General features: G+C 56.4%; 18 protein-coding genes. 10 read left to right on the forward strand and 8 right to left on the reverse strand.

What is annotated here, in order from left to right:
* Positions 1–581 precede the first annotated feature (581 nt).
* Together istA and istB are read left to right on the forward strand one after the other, a co-directional pair.
* Positions 582–2,081, forward strand: a complete 1,500-nt coding sequence (istA, locus tag ACSOSP_RS40630; protein ID WP_455315593.1) for an IS21 family transposase — start codon at positions 582–584, stop codon at positions 2,079–2,081.
* A complete protein-coding gene (istB, locus tag ACSOSP_RS40635) occupies positions 2,078–2,896 on the forward strand; it encodes an IS21-like element helper ATPase IstB (RefSeq protein ID WP_455315594.1) in 819 nt (272 codons plus the stop codon). Before istA ends, istB begins: the two co-directional genes overlap by 4 nt.
* An 838-nt stretch (positions 2,897–3,734) precedes the next feature.
* On the opposite strand, the gene ACSOSP_RS40640 is transcribed toward istB, so the two are convergent.
* The 3 genes from ACSOSP_RS40640 to ACSOSP_RS40650 all read right to left on the reverse strand — a co-directional run bounded on the left by ACSOSP_RS40640 (position 3,735) and on the right by ACSOSP_RS40650 (position 6,172).
* Complete coding sequence (locus ACSOSP_RS40640; RefSeq protein WP_455315595.1) at positions 3,735–4,196, reverse strand: RES family NAD+ phosphorylase; 462 nt, start codon at positions 4,194–4,196, stop codon at positions 3,735–3,737.
* Between the two features lie 34 nt (positions 4,197–4,230).
* Positions 4,231–4,659: an antitoxin Xre/MbcA/ParS toxin-binding domain-containing protein gene (locus ACSOSP_RS40645; RefSeq protein ID WP_031364829.1), complete on the reverse strand. Its 429-nt coding sequence runs from the start codon at positions 4,657–4,659 to the stop codon at positions 4,231–4,233.
* Positions 4,660–5,902: 1,243 nt separating this feature from the next.
* Positions 5,903–6,172, reverse strand: coding sequence for a DUF1488 family protein (locus ACSOSP_RS40650; protein WP_455315596.1), 270 nt, complete (start codon positions 6,170–6,172; stop codon positions 5,903–5,905).
* 798 nt (positions 6,173–6,970) lie between these two features.
* On the opposite strand from ACSOSP_RS40650, the gene ACSOSP_RS40655 reads away from it, so the two are divergent.
* Positions 6,971–7,744 (forward strand): alpha/beta fold hydrolase, encoded by a 774-nt coding sequence (locus tag ACSOSP_RS40655; RefSeq protein ID WP_455315597.1) that lies wholly within the window; start codon positions 6,971–6,973, stop codon positions 7,742–7,744.
* 809 nt (positions 7,745–8,553) lie between these two features.
* On the opposite strand, the gene tnpC is transcribed toward ACSOSP_RS40655, so the two are convergent.
* The 4 genes from tnpC to ACSOSP_RS40675 form a co-directional block, all read right to left on the reverse strand.
* Entirely contained in the window at positions 8,554–10,122 is a 1,569-nt protein-coding gene (gene tnpC / locus ACSOSP_RS40660) for an IS66 family transposase (protein WP_455309615.1), read from the reverse strand.
* Between the two features lie 30 nt (positions 10,123–10,152).
* A complete protein-coding gene (tnpB, locus tag ACSOSP_RS40665) occupies positions 10,153–10,497 on the reverse strand; it encodes an IS66 family insertion sequence element accessory protein TnpB (RefSeq protein WP_455309614.1) in 345 nt (114 codons plus the stop codon).
* Positions 10,494–10,895 (reverse strand): IS66-like element accessory protein TnpA, encoded by a 402-nt coding sequence (gene tnpA / locus ACSOSP_RS40670; protein WP_455309613.1) that lies wholly within the window; start codon positions 10,893–10,895, stop codon positions 10,494–10,496. The genes tnpB and tnpA overlap by 4 nt, the downstream gene beginning before the upstream one ends.
* Before the next feature lie 582 nt (positions 10,896–11,477).
* Positions 11,478–12,881: a RepB family plasmid replication initiator protein gene (locus ACSOSP_RS40675; protein WP_455315598.1), complete on the reverse strand. Its 1,404-nt coding sequence runs from the start codon at positions 12,879–12,881 to the stop codon at positions 11,478–11,480.
* Between the two features lie 960 nt (positions 12,882–13,841).
* On the opposite strand from ACSOSP_RS40675, the gene ACSOSP_RS40680 reads away from it, so the two are divergent.
* The 6 genes from ACSOSP_RS40680 (at position 13,842) to ACSOSP_RS40705 (ending at position 23,557) form a co-directional block, all read left to right on the forward strand.
* Entirely contained in the window at positions 13,842–15,053 is a 1,212-nt protein-coding gene (locus ACSOSP_RS40680; RefSeq protein WP_455315599.1) for a ParA family protein, read from the forward strand.
* A complete protein-coding gene (locus ACSOSP_RS40685; protein WP_455315600.1) occupies positions 15,050–16,027 on the forward strand; it encodes a ParB/RepB/Spo0J family partition protein in 978 nt (325 codons plus the stop codon). Before ACSOSP_RS40680 ends, ACSOSP_RS40685 begins: the two co-directional genes overlap by 4 nt.
* A gap of 1,917 nt (positions 16,028–17,944) precedes the next feature.
* A complete protein-coding gene (locus ACSOSP_RS40690; RefSeq protein ID WP_455315601.1) occupies positions 17,945–18,220 on the forward strand; it encodes a YlcI/YnfO family protein in 276 nt (91 codons plus the stop codon).
* Positions 18,217–18,516: a type II toxin-antitoxin system RelE/ParE family toxin gene (locus ACSOSP_RS40695; RefSeq protein ID WP_455315602.1), complete on the forward strand. Its 300-nt coding sequence runs from the start codon at positions 18,217–18,219 to the stop codon at positions 18,514–18,516. The genes ACSOSP_RS40690 and ACSOSP_RS40695 overlap by 4 nt, the downstream gene beginning before the upstream one ends.
* Before the next feature lie 783 nt (positions 18,517–19,299).
* A complete protein-coding gene (locus ACSOSP_RS40700) occupies positions 19,300–19,563 on the forward strand; it encodes a hypothetical protein (protein ID WP_455315603.1) in 264 nt (87 codons plus the stop codon).
* 328 nt (positions 19,564–19,891) lie between these two features.
* Positions 19,892–23,557, forward strand: a complete 3,666-nt coding sequence (locus tag ACSOSP_RS40705) for a hypothetical protein (RefSeq protein ID WP_455315604.1) — start codon at positions 19,892–19,894, stop codon at positions 23,555–23,557.
* Here ACSOSP_RS40705 and ACSOSP_RS40710 read toward each other — a convergent pair.
* Complete coding sequence (locus ACSOSP_RS40710) at positions 23,546–24,631, reverse strand: IS630 family transposase (RefSeq protein WP_455312806.1); 1,086 nt, start codon at positions 24,629–24,631, stop codon at positions 23,546–23,548. The two genes, ACSOSP_RS40705 and ACSOSP_RS40710, sit on opposite strands and share 12 nt — an antisense overlap.
* 471 nt (positions 24,632–25,102) lie before the next feature.
* Here ACSOSP_RS40710 and ACSOSP_RS40715 point away from each other — a divergent pair, with 471 nt between their 5' ends.
* Positions 25,103–25,297 carry a 4-oxalocrotonate tautomerase gene (locus ACSOSP_RS40715; RefSeq protein WP_455315605.1) on the forward strand — a complete coding sequence of 65 codons (195 nt, stop codon included), beginning with the start codon at positions 25,103–25,105 and terminating at the stop codon, positions 25,295–25,297.
* Positions 25,298–25,983 lie beyond the last annotated feature (686 nt).

Genomic DNA, 25,983 nt, shown 5'->3' on the forward strand with positions numbered 1-25,983 from the left:
TGCCCGTCCGCCCACCGGCGTTTCGAAGCGACGGTGACGAAAGAGATCAAGATGATGGGTAGGGTATCGAGTCGTGCTCGTGTCGGCTTCGACATCCATATCGCCAGCCTGAGCTGCAAGGCGAGAGGCGCGGGGACCGAATCCAGCGTCGAAAGGCATGAATCTGAGGCACCACTAGCCCAGCCATGTGAGCGTGCCTGCGAGCGCAGCCACTACCCTCTCAATTGCTTATGCGAGACACCCGATGGGCTGGCTACGCCGTCGCGCTGGACATCTGATTTGCGAACATCGAGCTGGGTCCTGACCGGTTTGCGCTTGCACGTCTTTGCACTCAGCTTGAGCATTACATCGAAACGAGCGCTGCTCTGATCACCCGCTCGGAGTGGCTTGCAAACGTGTCAATTCAGTTCGACGCGTGCTAACTGGGCGGCGACAATGGTTAAGTCCGGTGTAGCGACATTCATCTTGGCCGGTAGTGAGGAGTCGAAGGCGGCGTAGCCGCCGGAGACGACGAACTGCCGGCGGCGCCGGGTCGGCGAGGCCTAGGATGGCTGACTAAAGCTTAAATAAGCGGTCAGCTCATGTCTGGAACCCGCATCACCGACCAACAGGTCCGCCTCTACATGAACAATCGCAAACACCATCCCCAGAAGCTTGCAGCCGCCAAGTCAGGCATGAGCGAGCGCACGGCGCGACGCGTCGAACACGATGCCGGCTTGCCGTCGCGGCAGCCGCGGCGCTATTGGCGTTCCCGTCCTGATCCGTTTGCCGACGTCTGGGAATCTGAGATCGTCCCGTTGCTGCGCAGTTCGCCAAAGCTGAAGGCGGTCACCTTGCTGCGTAAATTGCAGGAAGACCATCCGGAGCGTTTCCCCGACAGCATGCGTCGCACCTTCGAGCGGCACGTCAGTCAGTGGCGCGCGCTTGAAGGGCCTGACAAGGAAGTGTTCTTTCCCCAAACGTATCTGCCCGGCGCGCGAGGCCTGTCGGACTTCACCCACATGGACAAGCTGCGCGTGACGATCGGCGGCGTCCCGTTTAGCCACCTGCTTTATCACTTCGTGCTGGCGTTCTCGCGCTGGGAGTACGCCAGCGTGGTCGATGGCGGTGAGAGCTTCCAGGCACTCGCCACAGGATTGCAGAACGCGCTGTGGCAGGCGGGTGGCTGCCCGCGCGAACACCGCTCTGACAGTCTGTCGGCGGCATTCAGGAATTTGCAGGAAGAGGAAGACTTCACGGCTCGCTATGCGGCGCTGCTCGAACATTACGGGATGGAGGGCACGCGCAACAACCGGGGCCTGGGTCATGAGAACGGCAGTGTCGAGTCCTCACATCGCTACCTGAAGGATCAGGTCGATCAGGCCATGGAACTGCGCGGTAATCGCGACTTCGCCGATCGGGCGGCCTACGATGAGTTCGTACGCGGCGTCGTGATGCGGCGGAACCGGCGCAACGCCGCGGCGTTCCAGGTCGAACGCGAATACCTGCTGGATCTGCCTGAGCACCGGACCACTGACTTCGATGAGGAAGAGGCGCGCGTGACCCGCTGCGGCACGTTCAGCGTGCGCTGCGTCCTCTACAGCGCGCCGTCACGGTTGATCGGCCATCGATTGAAGGTACGCGTGTTTAGCGACCGTCTCGATTGCTATCTATCCGGCGCGCTCGTGCATAGCACGGCGAGAGCCACGCACACGAGCAAGCGCCGCGGCCGCGGCATCGACTACCGGCACTTCATCAACTCGCTCAAGCGTAAGCCGCAGGCCTTTAGGGGCCTCGCGTTCCGTGATGATCTGTTTCCGCGCGAAGCCTACCGCCGGACCTGGGAGCGACTGGATCAGGCACTGACTCCGCGCAGCGCCTGCAAAACCATGGTGGGGCTGCTTGAGCTGGCCGGAAACCACGGCGTCGAGGCGCAACTCGCCGAGCGGCTCGATGCATTGCTTGAACTCGGTGAACTGCCTGATCTGAAGGCGCTGTTCGATGAGTTCGCGCCGCGCCAGGCCGAGTGTCCTGTGGTGGTGGTCGAGATGCCGTGCGCTGCGCTTTATGACACGTTGCTCGATGAGGAGGTGCTCGCATGAATGCCTGCGCTTACGATGCTGGCCGTATGGCACTGATGCTCAATGAGTTGCGTCTGCCAACGATCGGCCGCTTGTGGTCCGACTTCGCTGAACGCTCGGACAAGGAGGGCTGGCAGGCGTCCCGCTTGCTTGGCGCGCTACTCGAACATGAGCTTGCCGAGCGGGCCAATCGAAGAATCGAACGCCATCGCACCGAGTCACATCTGGATCCGACCAAGACGCTCGCCACCTTCGACTTTGCCGTTGTCCCCATGGTATCGAAGGCGCACGTGATGGCGCTGGCCACCGGTGATTCGTGGCTCGAGAAAGGCGCCACGATTCTGCTGTTCGGGCCGCCTGGCGGGGGCAAAAGTCACCTTGGAAGCGCCATCGGACACGCCCTAATCGACGCCGGATATCGGGTGCTGTTCACGCGCACCGGCGAAATCGTGCAGAAACTCCAGGTCGCACGCCAAAGTCTGCAGCTACCTTCGGCGCTCGCCAAACTCGACCGGTTCGACCTGATCATCCTGGACGATCTGTCGTATGTGAGGAAGGACCAGGCTGAAACCAGCGTGCTGTTCGAGTTGATAGCTGAGAGGTATGAGCGGAAAAGTCTTCTGATAACGGCCAATCAACCGTTCTCGGGGTGGAATGACGTCTTCCCCGACCCTGGCATGACGGTGGCCGCCATTGACCGGCTCGTCCATCACTCGACGATCTTCGAGCTGAATGTTGAAAGCTATCGGCGCCGTACCGCTAGCGACAAACAGAAAGAGCGTCGCCGTCAATTACCCACCGACAAGCCGAGCGGAGCGACAACCATGATCTCCTGACGCAGCGACAATCATCCCGACCGACCGGCCAAGATGATTGTCGGTAAACCGGACATGCTGCTTGACGGTATCCAGCTAACCGATTGCCCAGCTTCATGCCTTCGTGGCAGAGGCTGCGCGGTAGGTTAATTGGGGGGCACGTTCAAGGCGCACTTGAAGGTAGTCTCAGACAAAATAACGAGCGAGTTCTTCCGCCCGTTGCGCTGAACGCGCATTTCCCGTTACCGTTCCGTGAATCGAGAAATTGCGCTTTCGTTGCCGATAGGTGACCTGCCCCAGCACATTGCTCAAGGTGTTGGATTTCCGAGGTCGTCCGCGCGTGCGGCATATACGGAGCATGGACCGTGTTAACCTAATTCGTCTGTTCCACCAGGTAGCCTCAAAGCAATGGACCGTTTTTATTATGCGTATCGAGATCGTTTCGCCGGGGCTTTGATTGCATATTGTCGAAACTGCCGACCGTCCGCCGCCACTTCGACACCGGACAAACTATTTCAAGCGCACCCGCAAACGGTCCGCCATGCAACGAAGATCATGACTCGACTTATCGAATTTGCACCTGGCGTTTTATTCGCAGCCGACGTGTTGTCGGCGGACTGGGTTTATGTTTCGACGGGTCGCCCGATCCCCTGCAATGCGGATTGTGAGCGAGATCGCGCCTTAGCTACCTCCGAAGTTCCGAAGAAGACCTCGGGCGCCCCCCCGAAGCAACTGGACCTGCTGTGATCGGACTTCGCGGGTGCGGCGTTTCGGCGCTTGCGGTCCACGTGGTTCCGTCGGCTCATCCGAAGGTCGTTTAATTGTGGTGAATCACACGCCCTATCGACAATAATGAAAGTTATCGAGGTTTCGTAAAAAGACGCTCATCCCATACCACTGGTTGCGGCTCTGTGATCGACAAGTGCTTCGCATCAGGATGCGCCGGATTGACCAATGCATTGAATTCAGCGCACGCGACCACTGATGGAACAATCAACACCGCGGTTCTGCCCTCCTCTATCCAGCGATCACCTACTGCTCGGGCGATCTTCGGGTCCGGGCCATCCCAGGCCCTGAGCAGATCATCCACATCAATCCGCTCGGTCACAACGGAATTGGGAACCTCAGCTTGCACCCACACGTGATGACGCGGCACCTTGCCAATACGAGCGTGCACCAGCACTTCGAGCATGGCGCCTGCAAAGCTCAGTGCACCATAAATAACCGGACGACCGGGACTATTAAAACGGCCCCCGACCAGCATCGCCCCGGTGCCGCTCCACACCGGATGCCGGCTATCCGCCATTCTATAAATCTGCATCAGGCCAGCGCCTCAACTGCTGTCATGCAAGAGCTCACGCCGGCACCCCATAGAACAATTTCCAAAGCAGCTCTTCGACCCGCCGCGCGCCAAGTTCCGTCATCGCCACGTCGAGCGGCGTGCGACCATCGAGCAACGGATGCATTGTGTTCAAAAACGCGCGAGCGTCGTCTTCGTCGTCCCATACGTAGTTGGCTGTCGCAAAGATACGTGCGAGCCGCTCAGTCTTCTCCGACTCGTCTGGACTCAGCCGCTCGCGGCGACGCTTGAAAGTCGCTTCTGGCACGATGCGCGCGAGCAACGCCTTGCGTTCTTCAGGACTGCGCGTCGCGTGCTCAACCCCTTCGCGCAGCGCAGATTTAGGCAAGCCTTCGCGAACGCGATCGTCGAGCTCCGCGACCGAGTGCGGCACGGGGGTGAGCGCCATCACGGCGGCGATCTTTTCCGGCGAGACGAGAATCACAGAATATCTCCAAAAAACCATTTGATCCATCATCATAGATCAAATGATACTGAAACGGTAGTCGTCCGGCGGCCAAGCTCCCTTTCGCCCATTTTTTCCGTATGGAGTACGCTACGGCTCATAGCCAGACGTGACCCAGCTAAGTGTTTTACAAGCAGCAGAATTCGGTTGCGCAGTGTCTAATAGGGGTTTACACTTAGTTTGTCTCCTCCATGTCTCAACTGATATGGATTGTGCCCGCCATCATGAGCGGGCCTTTTTTTGTCTATAGTTGGCACGGGAGGACCTCCTCGGGCGAAGGTCCACTTCGGATACGCAGTGCGCTAGGCCTGAGTTTGACAAGCACGGCGTGCGATGGGGACGATGAAAGGCTTTGACAGGTTGCTCGACCGTGCCAACTTGATTGCTAAGTTACCGCCGTTTGCGTGCGTTGATCCCAGCGTTGCAAGCGCAGTTTCCGGATCTGGTCGATCTCGCGAGCGCGACCTGTTGATGGGACGTGTTGCGTTGAATCGGCGATTGAAATAGTCGCTCACCTCATCGATTTTTTCAGGGCTGGCGGAATCGGTATAAAGGACAGATCCGGGCGACGCAGCATCGTAGAACAGGTTGTAGTTCCACTTGGGTACGAACGAGACAGGCCTCGACTCAGTGATTAAAAACGAGCCGATAAGTTGTTGCCGGTCCTTCCTTCCCTTCGGCGTCACAGACGTCCATACCTTGCGCGAAAGGCCTCCTTCAATTGTTCAAGCACGACTCTGTTAGACCCGAGCGTACCGATGCGTCCTCCCTTCATATCGAGCACAAAGTCCCTCCAGTGATGGAAAATACCGACGTCTCTCCTCGCTGTTAATCAACTCGACGCAAGGTCTCCGGCCGAGTAATCCGACGTAGAGATGTTGAAACCCATTCTAAGTCCGTGACGGCACTCGTTTCATTTACCTGACTTGGCAGGAAACGGAAACTCTCGCTCGCCCTCACCTATTGCCGTCGTCGATGACGACCGCCAAAGCTAGCCGAGCATCTTCGAGCTCCTGGACTGCGGCAGTTAGACGTGCAAGCTCCAGCGCGGAAGCCTGTCGCTCTCCTACGGCAGTGAATCGCGCCTCTATCGCAGCAGACGCGGCTTGCACTTCGCGGGCGGCCTCGGCCACTCTTGCCAGCGCCGCTGCCTCGCGAGGATTCGAATTCCCAGCTTTCATGTTTGCATTGTGAATTGCTTTGCGGCGCGTTACCGTCTCGCCTACCGCTGAAAGTCGGGCGCTTCCAGCTGGATAGAAGCGGCCGCGAGTCGACGCGCCTTGCGTTCGGCGACAGCAACGATTCGCCGGCGTCCGTCATTGAAGATCTTCAGCACGCGTGCATCGTCCGCACCAGGTTGAAGCCAAAAGTAGTGTTGCAACGATTCGCGTGAAACCGTGCATTTCACGACCCGACCAGCCGCGATGAGTTCGAAGGCGACCGCAAGCCCGCCGTCAACGACGAAAGCTTCAGTCGAATTGGTTGCGTTCATTTCCATCCTCATGCGAACCGATGATCCTCTAACGCGCGGCGACATACCTGAAGCATCCGCTGAACGATCGTACTGGCTGGGTTCAACTTCATGTCACCCGTGAAGAGACGCTGAACGTCCGCTTGTTTTAACGCAATGCCTACGCCGCGCAGATCGCGCCTCGCAATTTGCAACGCCAACTGCCGAAGGCGAACTCGGTCGAGCCACGGCAGACTTAGTCGGTTGCGCGAAAGCCACGACCGGCAGAAGATCACCATATGGTCCACTCGGCAGTCACTTGTCAGCGCGTGAGTCGCCGCCGCCGTGGCGACGAGATAGCACAGCAGGTCAGCGCGCGCATCGGGCAAGAGGATCATTTCACGAGTTTTCATACATCCACTTTTACAATAAACCGCCGAACGACACTAGCCAAGATCTAGCGTTTATTCGGATGGGGAGCGATCAGTAATGCGTTGCATCGCGGCGGCTTTTTTTTATAAACTGCGCGGCTCAACATCCGACGACGATTCGTCCGATCAGAAGTGCTGCAGATAGCGCGAAGCCCGTGACTCGGCGATACCGTCGCTGGAACGACAGCGGGCAAGTTCATTCATACGGGTGCCAACTTGTCGAATCAAAAGTAGCGAATGACTGTTTCAATTGCGCGACCCGACGCCTGAAGCGTCGATAGCCCGGGCGGCAACCGCAGCGCTTCAAAAAAGCGTTTAGCGTATCATTTTGGAAGTCGCGGAACCGCCAGAAAACGTATTGTAAAAGTGGTGCTCCGCTCCCATCGAACATCAAAACAGACGTAGATAAATGACGCAGGCAATAGCCAAGTTCCATCTCAGTCATGGACCCAAAAACCGGCCGACCCTGGTCTTCTTGCCGGGCGTCCTCATTCCGCCAAACGCGATCGTGCCCGTCACAAGAATCGTTAAACTTCGTGCGATTGGCGTGGGCTGGCTCGAGGGAGCGGGCCCGCACGACCTTCACTCGGTTGCAGCGCGTGTAGCCATTTTACTAAGAGAGCTTGGACCAACCGTGTTGATAGGGCATTCGGTAGGTACACCTATCGCGGCGCTCGCCGCTGCGATCGATTTACGCTCAACAAAAAGCAACGTGGTTGGTCTCGTGCTGAGCAATAGCGGAGCGAATACAAAGGGACATGGCGATGTCGAATCAGTCATCGCGCGCGTCCTTCAGACATGGGGGCCGCCGCTGTGGAAAGCCATGACCGAACGCTCACTTGGAAGCGTCTGCCCCGCCGAGCTTGTGGACTCGTTTATGACGTATCCACGCCGCATTACTGCTGAAGCGACCGTCCAGAGCCTGCGCAGTTTGCAACAGACTGATCTTACAAGCATGCTCAGCGAACTATCATCCCCTCCTACCGCGGTGGTCCATGGAAATCGTGACCCAGCTCGCACCTTGTCCCATGCGCAAAGCCTAAGCGACGGCATTCCGGGCTCGAGACTTGTGGTGCTTGAAACGGGCCATACGTCGTGCGTCGAAGCACCCGAGGAGTTCGCCAAAGTAGTGCACGCCGTCGTTGAGCAAGGCCTAAGAGCTGGCACCGGGAGCACAGATTAGCAACTGACCTTTCGAAATCAGAAAATGTGTGTGCGAGGCACTACGACTCCAGATTAAATGAGGGCCGGCCCCTCTTCAGTGTTGCGCTTGCGCTCGCCAAGATTCGCAGACCATCCAATTCGCTCTTGCACAACACACGCGGGCGATTATACAAGCTTGCCTCTGAGCGCAAGGCCAATCTGTTCAGCTGAATTTCAGAAATTTCGGGGCGTGAACGATTCGATCCTGCCAAACATTGGAGGCACTAATCTGGAGCTGATCGTTCGGCGACATTCGCTTTCAAGCCAATGCGAGCAACCTGAGCACGAACTCGAACAGCGGCCCATTCTGATCGTTTCGGCGCGAATGCCCTCTTCGATTAAGTTTTGCTTCGGCGCGCGCAAGGCGCTGTGCCACCATCAACGCGTCCCTCTTGGGTCGATATGCCTCGGCACATGCCGCATTGCGATCCCGACGAAGACTCTCCACCTCCTTTTCGAGAGCTGCCAACCGGTCATTCATGCGGTGCACGTGAATGACAAGTGGCGCGAACATACTTTCCCTTACCGTACGGAAAATAGACGATCTCGTTTGCGTTGTCGATATGGCGCATGGCGTTGCTGAATGCATCGGGCTTTCGAGGTCGACCTCGCCCGTGGGGGCCCCGGGAACATCCCGTCCTCTGTTTTTCTTTCCTCTACGTAGCTCACGATTGCCTCCTGGCGATCTTCGATTTTTCGTTACCTGTATCAAATAATGAAACGTAAGCGGCTCACCTGGGCCGTTAGTACAAGCGCGCGTGCCTGCGGCATGATGGCCTCGAGGAACTGCTAGGTAGCTTGATGTGGTGGGCTGGCTAGTGCGTGCAACTTGTCAGCCACACGCCATGGCAAGAGCTCGTCGATGCCAGAGATTTTGTGGTCAGCGATTCGGGTCAACACATAGTTTAGGTAAGCGCGCGGATCAATGTCGTTGAGGGCACAAGTGCCAATCAATGAGTACATCGCAGCGGCACGTTCACCACCGCTGTCGGAGCCGGCGAATAAAAAGTTTTTCCGGCCCAGGCTTACACAACGCAGCGCGTTTTCCGCGATGTTGTTGTCAATCTCGAGCGTACCGTCTTCGCAATATAGCGTCAGGGCGCGCCACTGGTTAAGGGAGTAGTTGATAGCCTTGGCAGTGTCGGACTTCGACGACAACGTTTCGAGCTTGGCCTTAAGCCACGCTCCATAGATTTCAAGCAGTGGCCTGGCTTTCTCCTGCCGTATTCGTAGCCGTTCGGCCGCAGGCTTGCCGCGAATGGAGGCCTCGATGTCGTATAGCGCGCCGATGTATTCAAGTGCCTTTTGCGTCGTGTCGGAAGGCGTGCGCACGTGGATGTCGTAGAACTTTCTCCTCGCGTGAGCATGACATGCCGCTTCCAGTACGGAGCCACCCAGGAACAGCTCATCGAAGCCCGCGTAAGCGTCCGCTTGCAGGGTCCCCCTGAACCCGGCGAGATGAGTCTGAGGGTGGATGCCTTGCCTGTTCGGCGAGTATGCGAACCATACCGCAGCGGGTTGCGCGGACCCCGAGCGACGATCGTCGCGCACATAGACCCATAGCCGACCGGTACGGGTCTTCCTGTTGCCCGGCGAGAGCACCGGGATTGGCGTGTCGTCCGCATGCAGCTTGGCGGCCGACACCGTATAGCGGCGCAGCGCCTCAATCAGCGGCGCGCACAACGCTTCGCATTGGCCGACCCAGCGACCCATGCTGGCCCGGTCGAGCGTCACGCCGTCGCGCGCCGCGATCGCCGATTGCCGATATAACGGCTGGTGGTCTGCGTATTTCGAAACGAGGATATCCGCCAGCAAGCTTGGATGGGCAATGCTCCGCTCGATCGGAAGGCCGGGCATCGGCGGCTGTCTGATGGTGCTGCAGCATGGGCAAACGAATTTGCGCCGGATCGTGCGAACGACTTTGAACGCTGCTGCGACCCGGGCGAGTTGCTCGGACAAGTCCTCGCCGAGCAGCTGCATCTGTTGACCGCAGTGCGGGCAACTCGATTCGGGATCGAGCACGTGATCCTCGCGCGAGAGGTGCGCAGGTAGCGCTTGCCTCGAAGCCGCTCCGTCCGTCGTTGCATTGGAGGAGGAGGCGTTTGCGCCTCGAGCTTGCGCACGCTCTACGTCTGCAACGCCCCGTCTGGCCGCCAGATCCTCGAGTTGGGTCTCGAGGGTCTCGATCTGCCGTTGCAACTGTTCGGACTTGCGGCCGAACTGCATGCGCCGAAGTTTGTCGATCTGCGCCTTAAGCTGCTCGATCTCGACATCGCGTTCAGCAAGCAGACTACGGGCCTCGACCAGCAAGGCCTTCAACAATTCGACATCGTCAGGAAGATCGGCGCCGTTCGACATACGTCGTAGTTTACGAGTCTGCCGCGCGGTTTACAACATCGATAACGCGGCGGTGCGACGGGGCTGTCGCCAATCGATGCCCTCAAGAAGCATCGACAGTTGTGCTGAACTCAAATGGACCTTCCCGCCGTCGGCCTGGGGCCAGATAAATCGGCCCCGCTCAAGCCGCTTCGCGAGCAGCCAGATTCCGTCCTCCGTTGCCCAGAGGATTTTTACGAGGTCGCCTCGGCGGCCCCGGAAGATGTAGACGTTGCCACCCAGAGGATTCTCTTCAAGCGCCGTTTGTACCTTTGCGGCCAGCCCCTGGAACCCACATCGCATGTCGGTCACGCCCGCAGCAATCCAGATACGCATACCAACCGGCAGAGAGATCATGATCGCAGACTGCCCAGCACGGTACGCAGCATGTCAGCGTCGACCAGGCCGTCTACCTTAACCACCGCACGGCCGATACGGATCTCGATCGTGCCCCCACGAGATGCCGGCTTCATATCTGGCGCTTGCGGATCACCCGACAATGACGCAACGACCTGCGTCGGGGTGTCACTCAGCAGTACGACCGGGAGGAGTCTGGTAGACGGAGCTTGCTGCTCGGCAAGATATTGCCGCCGCCAGGTGTACAGCATGTTCGCGTTGATGCCATTCTCACGGGCCAGTCTCGCGACCGAAACGCCCGGCTCGCACGCTGCTACCGCAAGCCGGTCCCGGAGCTCCCGTGGGTAATTCGGACGGCCTGCCCGACTACCATGCTTCTTCTCTGGAGGCTCTGACAAAGTGGTGTCCATCAAATCGAAAATGATGGACATCACTTTGCAGTGTATTGCAGTAACCGCCTATGACGGTGGGGACGAGCCGCTTACAATGAAACCGTATTGGGTCGGATTTAAATCGATGGTCCTCCGTGGAATGAACGATGTGCGTCCTGATATAGCGCAAGGTATGTCGCCTCTCTTCCATCTGACAACTTTGAGGGCCACTGCCTTGAGCGCGACGATACGGTTGGCCACACCCCGGTGTGACGGTCGATGAGGTCCTCGATCGAGGCTACCTGGGCTCGTGCGGCATTGCACGAGCAGGATCGGTTCGCGTGCCAGATCACGTGCGGCCCGTTGCTCACGGAGATAGATATAACTTTCGTGCAGGAACCCTAAGAGTAGCGGTCTAGCCAGATACGCTGCACCGCCCGCATTTCGCTCTGTTCCAGTCCTTCAGATCGCTTTTGGATAACGTCAAGCAGCAAGTCCGGTCAGGATGAATGTCGCTACACCGGACTTAACCATTGTCGCCGGTCACGCTGGCCCCTCGCGCTGCGAAGCTCAGGATAGCGACATGATTATCAGAGCCTTACAGGCACATCAGGGCGATGTACGAGACGAATTCATGCGCCCGAACACAAATTGTCCCAGGTACCAAACTAGGTCTGCGTTCGCGAGGATGTCCTCCTCCGTTACTGTTGAGGCCTCAAGTTTCATACGGCGGAGCATGAGTTTGCCTTGGCTCGACGTGATCCATGAGCGCATCAAATCTTTACGGGTTTTTAAGTCCGCAGAATTGAAGTGTTCACGTCCCTTAAGCGATTCTTCATTCATGCGTGCACGGACTTCTTCCTCACGCGACGCCATGGTGCGTGCGACCGAACTCCGGGTTTCATTCTTTGCGACCTCTGCTTCGGTTTCGTTGCTAAGCAGCTTGGCCTGAACGTCGACCATCGTCCGTTCGGCTTCGGACATTTTCCAATTATCGCGGAGAGCTCTCATCAAGTAGCCAGCTGGACTCCTTTTCACCTGTCCGCGATTAATCTTGAATCGAGTGTATTCGACAGCTTGCTGAATATGTGTATCGGTCCAGACCTCACGGTTTTCGGAAATCTCGGTGAACTGTTGGGTCGACAAGTTGAATTCATCCTTGAGAATCTTGTACAGGTGGCTGGCGTCAGCCAAGCTGGCCAAAACAGCGTCGGCGGTATCCTTGCGCTTGAGCAGAAACCTTATCCGGTCGATTTTTTTCGATGTGCTGGACTCGGTCCTAGTTTCATAAGTCAGATCGATGTCCGATACTTCATTGATTTCACGCACTGCCGGCTCAAGCCAGTCGCGTTTGAAGTATTTGAAGATGGCCGCGTTTGCACCCATTTTCCCGGGCCAATTTCGCATGTCTTCAAGCGGTATCCATTCCGTTCGGCCATCGGGGACACTCGGCAGTATCTGGTCATAAATCGCGCGCGCCAGACTGCGCGTAAAAGCCGTCGAAATGCGCAGGCTCAGCCAGTGTGACTTTTTTGGGTCACGGATGTGCGGGACTAATCTCGGATGCACGTCGAATCGGACCCGCCCTCTGTGGAACCCCACCATCCCCAGCAGTTGGACCGAGACCCATAGGTCGTCTTCATTGGGGTTGCGGTCGAGCGGCGTATCAGTCACCTGGATTTTCGCGTCCTGCGCTTCCTCTGCGATTGTGCGCAGGTGCTTGAGATTGCGGCTGTCATAGCGCATCAGCCACTTGAAGTAGTTCAGTTCAACGTCATACTGATCTCGTGCTTCTTGTTCCTGTGCGACGATGAAATACGCGGCGTCAAGAAATCGCCGCGCCGGCAGGCCCATGTTGACGATTTGGGTGAAGAAGTTGTTCCGCTGGTAGCCGATTTCACGGGTGGCTTCACTGATAGGCATGCCTAGGTCGAACAGGTCCTCGAACAGCGCGAGCGCCATCTGGCGAGGTGTTACCCTCGACTTGCCTGCTTCAGGATTGTCCTCCGCCATAAGCTCATCAACTGATCGTTTGAATTGTTTGCGAATGTAGCATGCGTGGGTGAGCTGTCAACACATACAACCTCACCCTGCTCCAACCAGACAGGGCTGTCGGCTTTACCTTTGTCGGTTACGCACAATTAAACTCACCTGGGCACAATCAACCTCACCACGTTGAACCTGCGCCCAGTAGTCACGCCTTACCTCGTGCCGCTGGCAGCGACGCCTACCCGGTGCTGCACAGCCAACCTCACCTTTGGTAGAGCAGTTTTTTCCGCACAGCAAACCTAACCTTGGTGTGGAATGAACCTCACCCTCCGCACACAACGAACCTCACCTCTGTGCACAGTTAACCTCACCCCTGACACAAAAAACCTCACTTTCCGAAGGTTAAGCTGTTGAAACTAAACGTTGTCGTGGGTCGCTGTTGGTAGGTGGGTTGGTTTAATTCTTTAAAAAAACAAACCAACTAGTCTCTAGTACGTTGATATGTGAACCGCCGTCGACGGTGAGGTTAATTGTGCAATGCCCAAAAAAAACAGACAGTGCGCGGGACTGGTGAGCAAAATTTATGGTGAGGTTGATTGTGCATATTTACTCGTGAGGATCTTTCGACAGCTTTTCGGTGAGGTCTTTCCTGATACCTGTCCATGAAGGTGAGGTCCATTGTGCAATTTGGATATGGTCAAACGCGGCGGGTGTAATAGCTGCACAATCGACCTCACCTTGAAGCCTGAGTAGTGATTGAAGGTCGATCTAACGGTATGCAGTTAACAATAGCGGAATGGAGTGCGATGGTTCGGAAGAGGAGGTCGGGGTTTCACGCCTGGCGCGGGCACTCTATAACATTGCGAAGGAAACATCGACGGACGTTTCTAGAGGATATTTCTATAGAAAACAGCAATTTATAGCGCAATTGCCACGTCTTTCCTGTATTCTGAGGTTAATTAAAATTTCCGGAAAAACCTCAGAATGGTGAAAACGAGCCAACTTCCTGCTGTAGACAGAACTGTTCATCTTGAGCAGATTAGCCAGTTTGCTGAAAAGGTCTCGATTTTCACAGATGAACTGCGCGACACTATCCTCGCGCCACGGCCGAGAAAGGCTGCCCCTGTCTTTAAGACAGGGGAGATTGCCGAGATGTGCAATATCGCCCATTCTCAGGTTCAATACCTCGCCACCAAGAGTGACGGAGAGTTGCCCTCGGGCACGGCAGCAGGCACTGGTCGTACCCGGACATTCACTCTGGAGGAGGCGCGCGTCTGGGTGCAAAAAGTCTCTGACATCTATCAGACTCCGCTTGTTACTGGGACACGTGAGCCTGAAGGGAAAATCATCATAACGGCCCAATTAAAGGGGGGATCGGCAAAAACAACCACGACCATGTGCTTGGCGCAGGGATTGACCTTGCGCGGACGCAAGGTGCTGGTTATCGACCTGGATCCGCAAGCTTCGCTTTCCGAACTTTGCGGTCTTTACGCCGAAAAGGATGTGACGCCGGACGACACGATTCTGCCTTACATTTATGACCAGGACATCGAAGGCGGACTAGAGGCGAGAGTCCAGACGACGTACTGGGATGGTCTAGATGTGATCCCGGCTCACACTGAATTAATTGGTGCAGAGTTCCATCTGCCCGCGATGCAGAAGATGAGACCTGGATTTCGGTTTTGGACTGTGTTGCGACAAGGTTTAGAGCCGCTCCGCAAGCGATATGACTACATTCTCATGGACACGTCGCCCTCTCTGTCGTACCTCAATCTGAACGCGCTGCTTGCAGCAGACGCGATGGTTATGCCGATGGTCCCAGAGAATCTCGACTTCATTAGCTCGCTGTCGTTCTGGCGCCTGTTTTCTGACGTGTCCAAGAGCTTCATGAAGTACGAGACGGACAAGAAATACGACTTTATTTCGCTGCTGCTTTCGAGAGTCGATTATGGCCGTAACTCTTCAGCACCTATCGTGCGTGCGTGGGCACAAAGCGCCTACGAGAGTTGGTTGCACTCGATTGAAGTGCCCGCGAGTTCGGTAATGAGCACGGGAGCGCTCGCGTTCTCAACGGTGTTCGACGTGAGCAGTACCCATAGCGCGTCCAAGTCGTTGCAGCGGGTTAGACAGCCTCTTGTCGATTACTGTCGTTGGATAGATGAAATCTATGCGGAAAAATGGAGGAACGCGCAATGAGCAACATGCGTGAACAATTACTGGCCAAGACGGCGGGCATACGAGCGACTTCGTCTATTAATGAAGACGAGGTGAAACGTAGCACTCGAACGCAAACGGCGCCTGGCCTTGCAGGGGCGTTGGCGGTTGCGCAGCTCCGTGTGCAAGAGCTGGAGTCCACTGGCGCTGCCTCGCAATTGGCGGTGTCAGATATTGTGGCGAACCCCTGGCAGCCGCGGCGAGTATTCAACGAGGCGAAGCTGTCAGAACTGGCGGAATCTATTCGAGAAGTCGGGCTGATGCAGCCTATCGTGGTGCGCCGCTCGGGGGATGTTTATCAGATTGTGGCGGGCGAACGTAGGTGGCGCTCGCACAAAATGATCGAGCTTGCCACGATAAAGGCAGTTGTCGTGGAGTGTTCCGACGCGGACATGGCGGTGCTGGCCCTCGTGGAAAATGTCAGCCGTGACGATTTGTCGGACTATGAAGTTGCCACGTCCATGAGGCAAACGGAAAAGGAGTTTCCTGATCGAAAGCGAATGGCCGAGGCACTGGGTATGTCTCGCAGCGGGCTCTATCAGTTTCTCTCGTTCGAGAATCTGCCGGACTTTATCAAGAAGGACCTGGATATCCAGCCACGGCTACTTGGTGGGACTGCGGCTCAGGCAATCGTTACGGCGATCAGGAAGCATGGAGAGAGCGGAATGAGAGCTGCCGTCGAACTTTGGCCCTTAGTTGTGAAGGGCGATATGGACCAAGGGAAGGTCGCGGCGGCGATTAAGGCGTTGGCAACCCGCCAAGCAACGACAGCCAATTCAGCGAGCGAACGGAGCATCGACAAGTTCTTTTCTGGCAAGGAACACGCGGGATCCATTACAAAGGATATCAGCGGGATGACGGTGAAAATCAAGTCCGGCGTGCTGACCAGCGCGCAAGAGATACAGATTAGGGAGTTAATAAGTCAGATGTTCCACGCTCAGCCGAGAACGAGCTGAGGAACGTTGAGCGCAAAGCCCGCCAAGTGCGGGTTTTTTTTTGCTGTTTTCCAGCGTGTCTAGAGTCTAGACACACGCGTGGGTAGCTCTCGTCGAGGACGCTATTAACACGCGGCGGTCCACCCAGTCTGACCGAGGACGCCGGCTGATTAGCTGTGTCTTGATGGCGACTGTAGAGGTGTTCGCTAGGACGTGTTGGTGCGGGAAGCGATACCAACGCCGTTGGCTGCCGGTTTTCTGCGCGGGAGGCATGTAAGGGCTGCAAATATCTCTATGCGGACGCGAAATTCACGTTCGTCTGGTCCGCAAAAGACCGGGTCACGTTGGCAAGAGCAAATGCCGTGGCCCAGAAAAGCACCAGGGCGGTTAGCGCGCCCACAATGACAGTGGACCACAAACACCGGAGACTTCATCGAGAAGATGCCGGGATATCGCGCGCCAGTCGTTGCCTTGGTGTAGACAGCAGTCTGGTTGGTCGCCGATGCTCGTGATCGGACATCTTCAGTGAGGCCACTTTTTCCCCGTCGCTTGCTTCGGGGTTATATGGATCGTTGGGGCCGTGGAGGCGGATCAAAGGACATTAAGATAACCACGCAAGCTCGTGAGAGCTGGCCTTGCTGGGGATTCAGGGGTTTTCCGAGCGACCATAGGATGAACAGAAGCGTCTATTTCCAGTCAACAAATGCCTGTCGCGGGCTTCACGTTCGGCACGAAAAGCTTCCATGAACCCGCCCTTCGCCTGTGCTAGTCGCTTAGGAAATTGTGCCGGCGCTGAGTTCCGTGCCCCAGGACTTCACCGAGCGCCATTGTCGCCCTCGGTCCAGCGCGTCCGACTGACGCGCTGGACCAATCACTACGGCGACAGCCTTCTTTCCGAGCGTGTCTAGACTCTAGACACGCTCGTCCCGCTGGTGTCGCGCCCGTCCCGCGCTCAAAGAGCCTCCGGTTTTCCGCCCGCGTATGAGTGGCGAGGCTCTGCAATGTTGTTGAACCCTCGCGCGAGATTTTGATCTGACGGAATCGAATCGCCATATCATGGACACCCGTTTTTCGTTCCATGTCCGCATTGCGCGCTGAGTTGCTATCTTCGATGTCAGCTGAAGCTGGTCGGCATTGACGACTTGTTTTTCGAGCGTGGCGAGATTGGTAGCAACGAGAGTCCCGTCGCTGATGCGACACGTTTGACGGAAGCTTTGCATACAGTCTAAAGGCCGTGCCTTGCAAGTCGAACACCACCATCACGCTGTCACGCTGCCCGGCACGCCGTATTTGATATAGCGAGCAGTCGGCATGTGCACCACGATATTGAGTGTCGCCATGCCCCGCAATGACGATGCGCGGGGTGCCGCGCAACTAACGGTCTCCCCCGAAGGCGTATCCGACAAATAAAGCCACGCTCCACATTCGATGGCGGAAAAGGCCTACTACTTGTCATCATCCATCCCTCGGATTCAAGTACTGTATAAACATACAGCCTGCGAGGAAGCCATGGAACAGTGGGTACGCGTGCGGAACGACCGGGATCGTCAGTTGTTAAAGTGGCTCGTTGAGACCATCGGCGAGGCGGCGATTGTCAAGGCCGCACAGGCGTGCGCAAGGGGGGACGCCAAACCCTACTTATCGACCGTGTGTCGGCAACTAGGGATATCAGTTCAGCGGCTTTCAACCCAGCGTTCTCACCCCGGCGAGGTAGGCGAACAGCACCTCCAAGCGATCTACCAGATCCTGCAGCGCCCGCGTACCCATGCTCGAACGGGATTGTGAATCGATGCGCTCGACGTCCGTCCGTCAACGGACAATGATTTTCGGAATTAAGTCGCCGCACTGAGTCGCCAAGTACGCTGACCGCCGGGACAGACCGTTATCCGGCAGTTCGTGCTAATATTTGCGTTGCAAATGCAACGCATTGGATCCGCCATGAAAACTGCATCCCTCCCTTCGCTGCGTGTCGACCCCGAACTGCGTCAGGCCGCTGAAAATGTCTTAAACGACGGTGAGAGCCTCTCGTCACTGATGGAGTCGTCACTGCGATCAAGCGTCATACGCCGTCAATTACAGCGAGATTTCGTCGCCCGAGGGCTCGCTTCCCGGGATGAGGCTCGTCGTACGGGCGAATATTACGCCGCGGATGAGGTGCACGCAGAACTCGAAGCGATGCTCGCTGCGACCAAGAAAGGGAAGGGTGCTCGTTGAGTTATCGGGTCCGCTACACGGGTGAAGCGCGTGCTGACTTGATCCGACTTTACCAATTTCTACTAGAACAGGACCCTGCGGCTGCCGGACGAGCTCTGGAAACGATCCGCAAGGCTGCAGACATGCTCGCATCGTTCCCTTTCACCTGCCGCAAGGTCGACTCTGGCAATCCCTATCTGCGAGAACTCGTCGTGCCGTTCGGCAATACGGGCTACGTCGCGCTGTTCGAAATCGAAGGCGAGGAGACCGTGACAATTCTCGCCATACGGCATCAACGCGAGGACGACTACCACTAAGTAAGGCGTTTGCTCTCGGGTCACCGTAAAGCATTAGATGGAGCGTGCGTAAAGCACTGCAGTGCGCCGCACGTCCCACTGGATCTTAATGGGGCAGGCGGACCCCATTCGGCTTTCTCATCTCGGCGGATCGTGACGCGACACTCCGGCGCCGTTCGACGGGTGCATGTTCGTGCGAGCGGTACGAGCCCTATTAACTATTAGACATTATGCGCGGTAATGTTCAGTAGTTTGCCGCCCCAGCCCAGGGATCACAGGTCTCTCCGGCCGTCCAGGCAACGGCCCGCAGCTGCACACAGGACGTGTCCGGGTTTGCTGAACCGCTCGCCCGGACGGGCGCAGAACCGGGCGGAGCAGTCCGCTTTTGCTCAGCGACCGTGGGTCACAGACGGTCTCAGAGAGCGTGCTGCAAATATCCAAGGCCGTGAAACAATCGACATTGAATTAGGGCGGACCGAAAACCCATGTCCAGCATAGGTTAGCGGCATTGAAGGCGGCAATGTTTCACGCTTCAGAAAAACCTCTACGGGCTCGCCGCGATTTGAAAGGGGATTTTTCGCCCTCTGACGGCAATTCATCGATTTCCGCGGTCGCTTGTATCAATTGAGTCTCAAAGCGTATCAACCGCTACGTTCAGAACTCAGACACCGTCTCCCGCGCTATCACCCTTCATGAAGTCGACGAATGGGCCGCGGCACAATTGAAGGAATCTCCGGTACGCTCGCTAACGCGACCGCGTCGTGAGCGGTTGCCGAGAACGCGAATAACAACTGGAGAAAATAGATGAGCCTGAGCTTCACAGAACAGGCCGTTGTCATCGAACTGGCGACGTCGCTCTACGAATTTCTGCCAGCGAGTGGAAATAACACGACGTTGTTTCCATTGGCCCCCGCGCAGCCTGGACTCGCGCAGGGATGGTCGGCTCAACCGGGCAACAGCAAACGGCCTGGCATCACGCATCTAGTCACTTGGACGTTGGAGTTCCGCCGCGACCGGCTTTGTGTGCTGAATGAGGAAGGCGAGCGGACGGGCGCGCTCGCGAGCTGACGGCAGCACCGGTCCGTGAAAGTCTCGAGTCATGTTCAGTCTCGAACATGAAATCTTACTTTGCGGTTTAGCGTTTCAAATGCTATTGCATCGGCGCTCGCTAATGCGCACCGACCCTTCCCGGGCGGGTAACTAAAACGGTGCAGCAATAGGTCGGGTAACTTGGAAATCGGAAGGTGAGGGTGCTCATCCATACTTTCGGCGGTATGACCATTGAAAGCATGAGTAGTAGCTACTCGTACCACTCGCACTGTTTTTCGATCAATGCCAGTTCGCCGATGTCGCTTTGGCAGACACAGCCTCGAACCCACTCAATCATTCGGCAACCATGTTCGAAATTACACCTCAGGATGTTGCGCAGCTAGACGACACGCAGTTGAGGACACTCGTTGCGCTGCTATGCGAGGCGGATCTGCGTGGACGTGGGTATCCCACAGCCGCGGTAACTTGGGGTGGTGACCAGAATGCGAAGGACGGCGGCTTAGACGTGCGAGTCAGCTTGCAGCGGGACAAACCAATAGATGGATTCATCCCGCGACCCGCCACCGGATTCCAAGTCAAGAAACAGGACATGCCGCCGCGGGCGATTGCCGGTGAAATGTGTCCCAAGGGCGAGTTGCGTCCAGCTATCCGTCAACTGGCCGAAGACGGTGGGGCTTATATCATTGTCAGCTCGGAGGGCTCTACTGCTGACATTGCACTGACTAAGCGAATGAAGGCTATGGCCGACGCACTCGCGGGATTGGATGATCAGATCGCGTTTGACTTCTACGACCGCACTCGTTTGGCAACGTGGATCCGAAGTCACGCGGGTCTCGTCGTTTGGACACGGCGAGCGATAGGCCGAGCGATACCGGGATGGGAGCCGTACGGCGCGTGGGCATACCCGGCTGGCGGTACTGAGGCGGGATATCTTTCGGAAAGCGACGCCCGCGTTCGCGATCGAACAGTTAATAGTAGTGACGATATGTCGGTCGAAGAGGGCTTGAAAAAGATTCGTGGAATCTTGCGTAGCTCCGCGCGCGTGGTACGTCTAGTGGGATTGTCTGGTGTAGGCAAGACTCGATTTGTACAAGCATTGTTCGACGAGCGTATTGGCGAGGAAGCATTAGACCCGGCCCTTGCTATCTACACGAATATGAGCAATGAGCCGAATCCACAACCATTTAGCCTCGCATCCGATTTAATCGCGAACGGCACGCGTGCCATATTGCTTGTAGACAACTGCGCATCAGAGCTGCATGCGCGACTGGCGGCGCTAGTAGGGTCTACCGCAAGTCCGGTAAGCGTTTTGACGATTGAATACGACATCCAGGACGATTTACCGGAAGGCACCGATGTATTTGAAATTCGAGCAGCGTCGATCAATCTTATCGAGCAGCTTCTTCGAAGCCGGTTTCCGAAACTATCGCAAATAGACGCCAGAACAGCGGCGGAGTTTTCCGGTGGCAACGCGCGCATCGCCATTGCATTGGCGGATACCGTCGGGCGGGGCGGCACACTTGCCAGGCTCAATGACACGCAGTTGTTTGAGCGCTTGTTTTTTCAGCGCCAAGGACAGGATCGGTCCTTGTTCGAAACTGCGCAAGCTTGCGCGCTGGTGTACTCGTTCAACGGTGAGGATATATCGGATGATGAAGAAGCCGAGATGGCGAGAATAGCCGGTTTGATCGGTGGAACTGCCGATCAAGTGCACCGTGACGTAGCGGAGTTACTTAGACGTGATCTGGCCCAACGACGCGGTAAGTGGCGCGCGATTCTTCCACATGCCTTGGCCAATCGTATCGCAGCGACCGCGCTGCAAAACATACCGTATGCTCGTATTCAGCAATACCTCGTAAACGGTGCACCGCAGCGTCTAACGATATCGCTTTCCAGACGGCTTGGTTATCTTGACAGCAGCAAGGAAGCGGCAAGTATCGTCCGCGATTGGCTTGGTACTAACGGATGGATCGGGGAGCACATCTGGAATCTAAACGAGTTTGGCAGCTCGATGCTTCGGAACAGCTTGCCAGCCGAACCAGAAGCTGGCTTGCGGGCACTTGAGGTCAACCTGCTGACACTTGACGCCGACACGCCAATTACTTCAGGCGACTATTTGCCGCGGCTACTGCGCTCTCTAGCTTGGGGCGCAGCGCTGTTTGATCGATGTACTGCGTTGCTTCAGGTCATCGCAATTCGCGGTGAAGAGAGGATTGCGAAAGAGGCGCATGAGATTCATACGTCACTGTTCTCCATTTATCTGTCCGGCACTCACGCTACTTCGGAGCAGCGAGCCAGCGTTGTGAGGAATTTGATAGGCACTGATGGTGCGATGGAACGTGGTCTGGGCATCGCTGCTTTGCGCGCGATGCTGCAATGTAATTATTTTACTTCGCATCACGATTTCCAATTTGGCGCGCATTCACGCGACTACGGGTATGCGCCGAGTACATATGACGAAATGACACATTGGTATAGGGCGGCCTTCGCTGTCGCCGAAGAATTTGCGTCGACCGGCAATGCTGCCGCGAATGAAGTAAACAATGTTATATCAATGAGTTTCCGCGGTCTGTGGACGCAAGTTGGCCTGCGGGACGAACTCGAGAACGTAGCTGCCAGGTTCGCTGCCCAGGGATTTTGGAGTGATGGTTGGCTCGCAGTGAAACAGACCCGCTTCTACGACGAGAAGGACAAGGCTTCCGAAAACTACGCAAGGCTAACAAAGCTGGAGGAAATGCTTCGTCCCCGTAATCTGGTGGAATGCGTTAGAGGCAAGGTGTTTGCCTCAAGCTCATATGACGTCGACGGAATTGGCGCAGGGGATGCGCATAATTTTCACCTAGCGATCGAGCAACGGCAGGCGGAAGTTAAGTCGCTTGGCAGCGACGTCGCAAGCGATTCGGCCGCACTAACCGTACTTATGCCAGAAATCGTTGGCGGGAAGGGGGATCTATGGGAATTCGGGATGGGTCTGGCTCAAGGAACGAAAGAGCCGATGCAGCTTTGGCGGAACATCGTCGAGCAGTTCGAGGTAACACCGCAAGACAGGCGCGATACGAGAGCGTTAGGTGGATTTCTTTTTGAATTGAGCTCTAACGACTCGCCGTTGCTTAACGAGTTGTTAGATGAAGCTTTAGAGAACGAACCGCTCGCGCCATATTTCCCTTCGTTGCAAACCTCGACACCTTTCACGCCACTCGGTATGACTCGGCTAATCCGCTCACTTGATATCGGAAAGGCACCAATCCAGATGTACGCGAACGTTCAACTGGGTCGCGCAGTTGAGGTCGTTCCGGGAGCAGACATCGCGGCATTCATTACATCTATCTCAAAAGCAATCGATGGCGAGCCCGTCGCTATTCAATTGCTCAGCACGCAGTTCTTTACCGATCTTCAGGATAAACGCGCTCATACACCTGCTGTCGTTGAAGCGGGCAGAACCGTCCTTCAGACATTGAACTTCGATCAACACAGTTGGCGGCATGATTATCACCTGCACGGTGTTGTAGCCGTTTGCGGGGCAGGCGACGAGGGCTATCGCGTCGTGAAAACACTGTGCGAGAATTTCAGGCTGGCGACCATAGAGCACAAGATCAGCGGGTTTGATCACGATCAGCTTCTCAAAGCGCTGCTCAAAGTGCAGCCCAAAGCAGTACTGGATGCATTGCTAACGGGAAATCCGACGGCGGTTTCAGCCAGTGTACGTCTCATCGACCAGTCAAGCCATCGACAACAAAATCCAATGGATGAGGTGAGTGAAAGTACGCTGCTTAAATGGTGCTCCGAAGATCCAGTCAATCGCTATCCAGCCGTTGCTTCTGTCGTGTCCGTCTTCACTCTAACCGCCGATCAAAACCCGAGTGCATGGTCTCCTGTAGCAGCGCGGCTAGTACACGGTGCTCCTGATCCGCTCGCGGTAATGGGCGCATTTGTTGCGCGGCTTCGGCCGATGATGTGGAGCGGTTCAAGGTCGACAATATTGCAAACGAACGCAATGCTGCTAGTGTCCTGAGTTAGAGATTCGCAAACAAAATCGTTCGATGCTGGCCATGATGTCGTCAGCAGATTTTGTCCACATGAAGGGCTGCGGCTCAGCGTTGTAGATGTCGAGATAGTGGCGAATCGCGTCTTCCAACTGGCGTGTTGAACGATGGGTTCCGCGCCGGATTTGTTTTTCAGTCAGTGTGGCGAACCAGCGCTCCACCTGATTAAGCCAAGAAGCCGATGTTGGAGTGAAATGGATATGAAAACGCGGATGACGAGCAAACCAGGCGCGCACGGTCGGTGTCTTGTGAGTCCCATAGTTGTCCATCACCAAATGCACGTCCAATTGAGGAGGAACGTTGGCTTCGATCGTACGCAGGAACTTCAGGAACTCAGTGCCGCGATGGCGCCGATGCAATTGGCCGATGACTTCTCCGGTGGCGATATCCAGGGCCGCGAACAACGTCGTAGTGCCATGGCGTTCGTAATCGTGCGTACGGCGCTCGGCTATGCCGGGGGCCAACGGCAGAATCGGTTGAGTCCGGTCCAGTGCTTGAATCTGGCTCTTCTCGTCCACACACAACACCATGGCCTTGGTCGGCGGATCGAGATACAAACCGACGATGTCACGCGTCTTGGCAACGAACTGCGGATCGGTGGACAGCTTGAAGGTTTCCTGACGATGAGGCTGCAGGCCAAACGCACGCCAGATCCGACTCACCGCCGTCTGCGACAGACCACTTTCGCGCGCCATGGTGCGCGTGCTCCAATGTGTCGCTTTGGTCGGTTGTTCTTCCAGCGTCTTGGCAATGAGTGCATCGACCCGAGCATCATCAATGGTGCGTGGCGCGCCTGGCCGGGGTGCGTCGAGCAATCCATCGAGTCGCTGCTTGAGAAAGCGCGCACGCCATTTCGTTACCGTCTGCGGCGTGACACCAAGCGTGTCGGCTACGACTTTGTTGCTGATGCCGCTGGCGCAGTTCAAAACGATGCGCGAGCGCAGGGCGAGCGCCTGAGCTGTCTTGCGCCGACGCGACCAGGCCTGCAACTGCTCACGTTCCGATTCACTCAACACCAACTCCGCTTTCGGTCGACCTCTCATCGCGCCTCCGTCGTATCGAACCAACTATACGACGGACAATGCGGCGATCGAAAAATTCCATGAATTTCTAACTCAGGACACTAGAACAGTTCGATGTCCAAGGCAATGCAGCGCTGTATTCATTCATCGCGGCGAAGAAGGTTGGCTTGCTACGTGAAGCCAGCGATGATTTGCGCTGGGAAACCACGCGCGATCGCGAACGAGACGAGAGATTTGAGTGAGGTGCATATTCGATACCGCGACGTCGTTGATGGTCGTTCGAGCGAAATCGTTGAATGAGTGTTCTTGAATTAGGCGGAGGCGATATCCTAGGATGACGAGCTACCACGCGCGGTGGGAGCACAAGCCTCGCCATGCGGAAGGACCTCTTTCCGCACACAGAATGCGCACCTCCATTACCATTGTAGGGTCGAACGGATGCTAACAATGCCGGCACATGGCGGCGCAATCACTAACCAACGGAGAAATCAAATGCCCATCGTCAGGATCGAGTTGTCGCCAGGGCGGACACGCGAGCAAAAGGCCAAGTACGTCGAGGAGGTGACAAAGCTCACGTCGGACGTGTTGAATTGTCCGGTCGAATCTATCGACGTCATATTCGTCGAAATCCCTCCGACGAACTGGGCCCACGCCGGGAAATTTTATGCAACACCGAAGCAGGAGTAGCTCGCACGCGGCCACGCGAGGCGGGTCAAGATGGTTTGGCCGCGCTGCGGTTGCGGACATAGCTTTGCACATCCCACTAAGTTGCAATCTGGACGGTTGCTCTTCGGCAGCCAACGAACACCCATTGGCCGGCCGGAGTCAAGGATCAAAGGTAGAACAGCGCCGATCGCATCCTTCGGGAGCGTAGACCGCATTAAAAGTGTCACAACTTCGGCAATAAAACTGTCACTTCGCGTGTTGGTCAGTCACTTTCGCAAAAAAGGCGCGCCGGTTCAATGACTTGGCGCGAGCGAAGGAAAATCGTCACTGCCGCCGGTCCGCGAGCGTGTCACTGTGTAATCCTCTTGGGTCGCTTTCCTGCGTTGCGGAGCGCAAAAGCAAGCCTAGGGAAAGCATGAAGATCGTACTCTTTCTTTATGATTTTATGATACGTAATCCTGATCTATGGCCGCGGTGCAACGGTGTGGCGGCATGGTAGGTGGGAGCGCCTTCGGTACGAAAGGATACGGTGAATTGTACTGCCATCGGTGTCCCAGAAGGACATGGCCGAAGTGCTCGCTAGAACCTCCGTGGAGGCCCGCATCCCTTGCTGCGTAAGCGGTTAAGCTCCGGCAGTTGACCCACTCCCTGCGACCGAACTCACAGGTTGAATATACCTCAGTCACTGGATAGAACCCCTTGCTTTG

It is taken from the genome of Caballeronia sp. KNU42 (genome assembly GCF_053760385.1).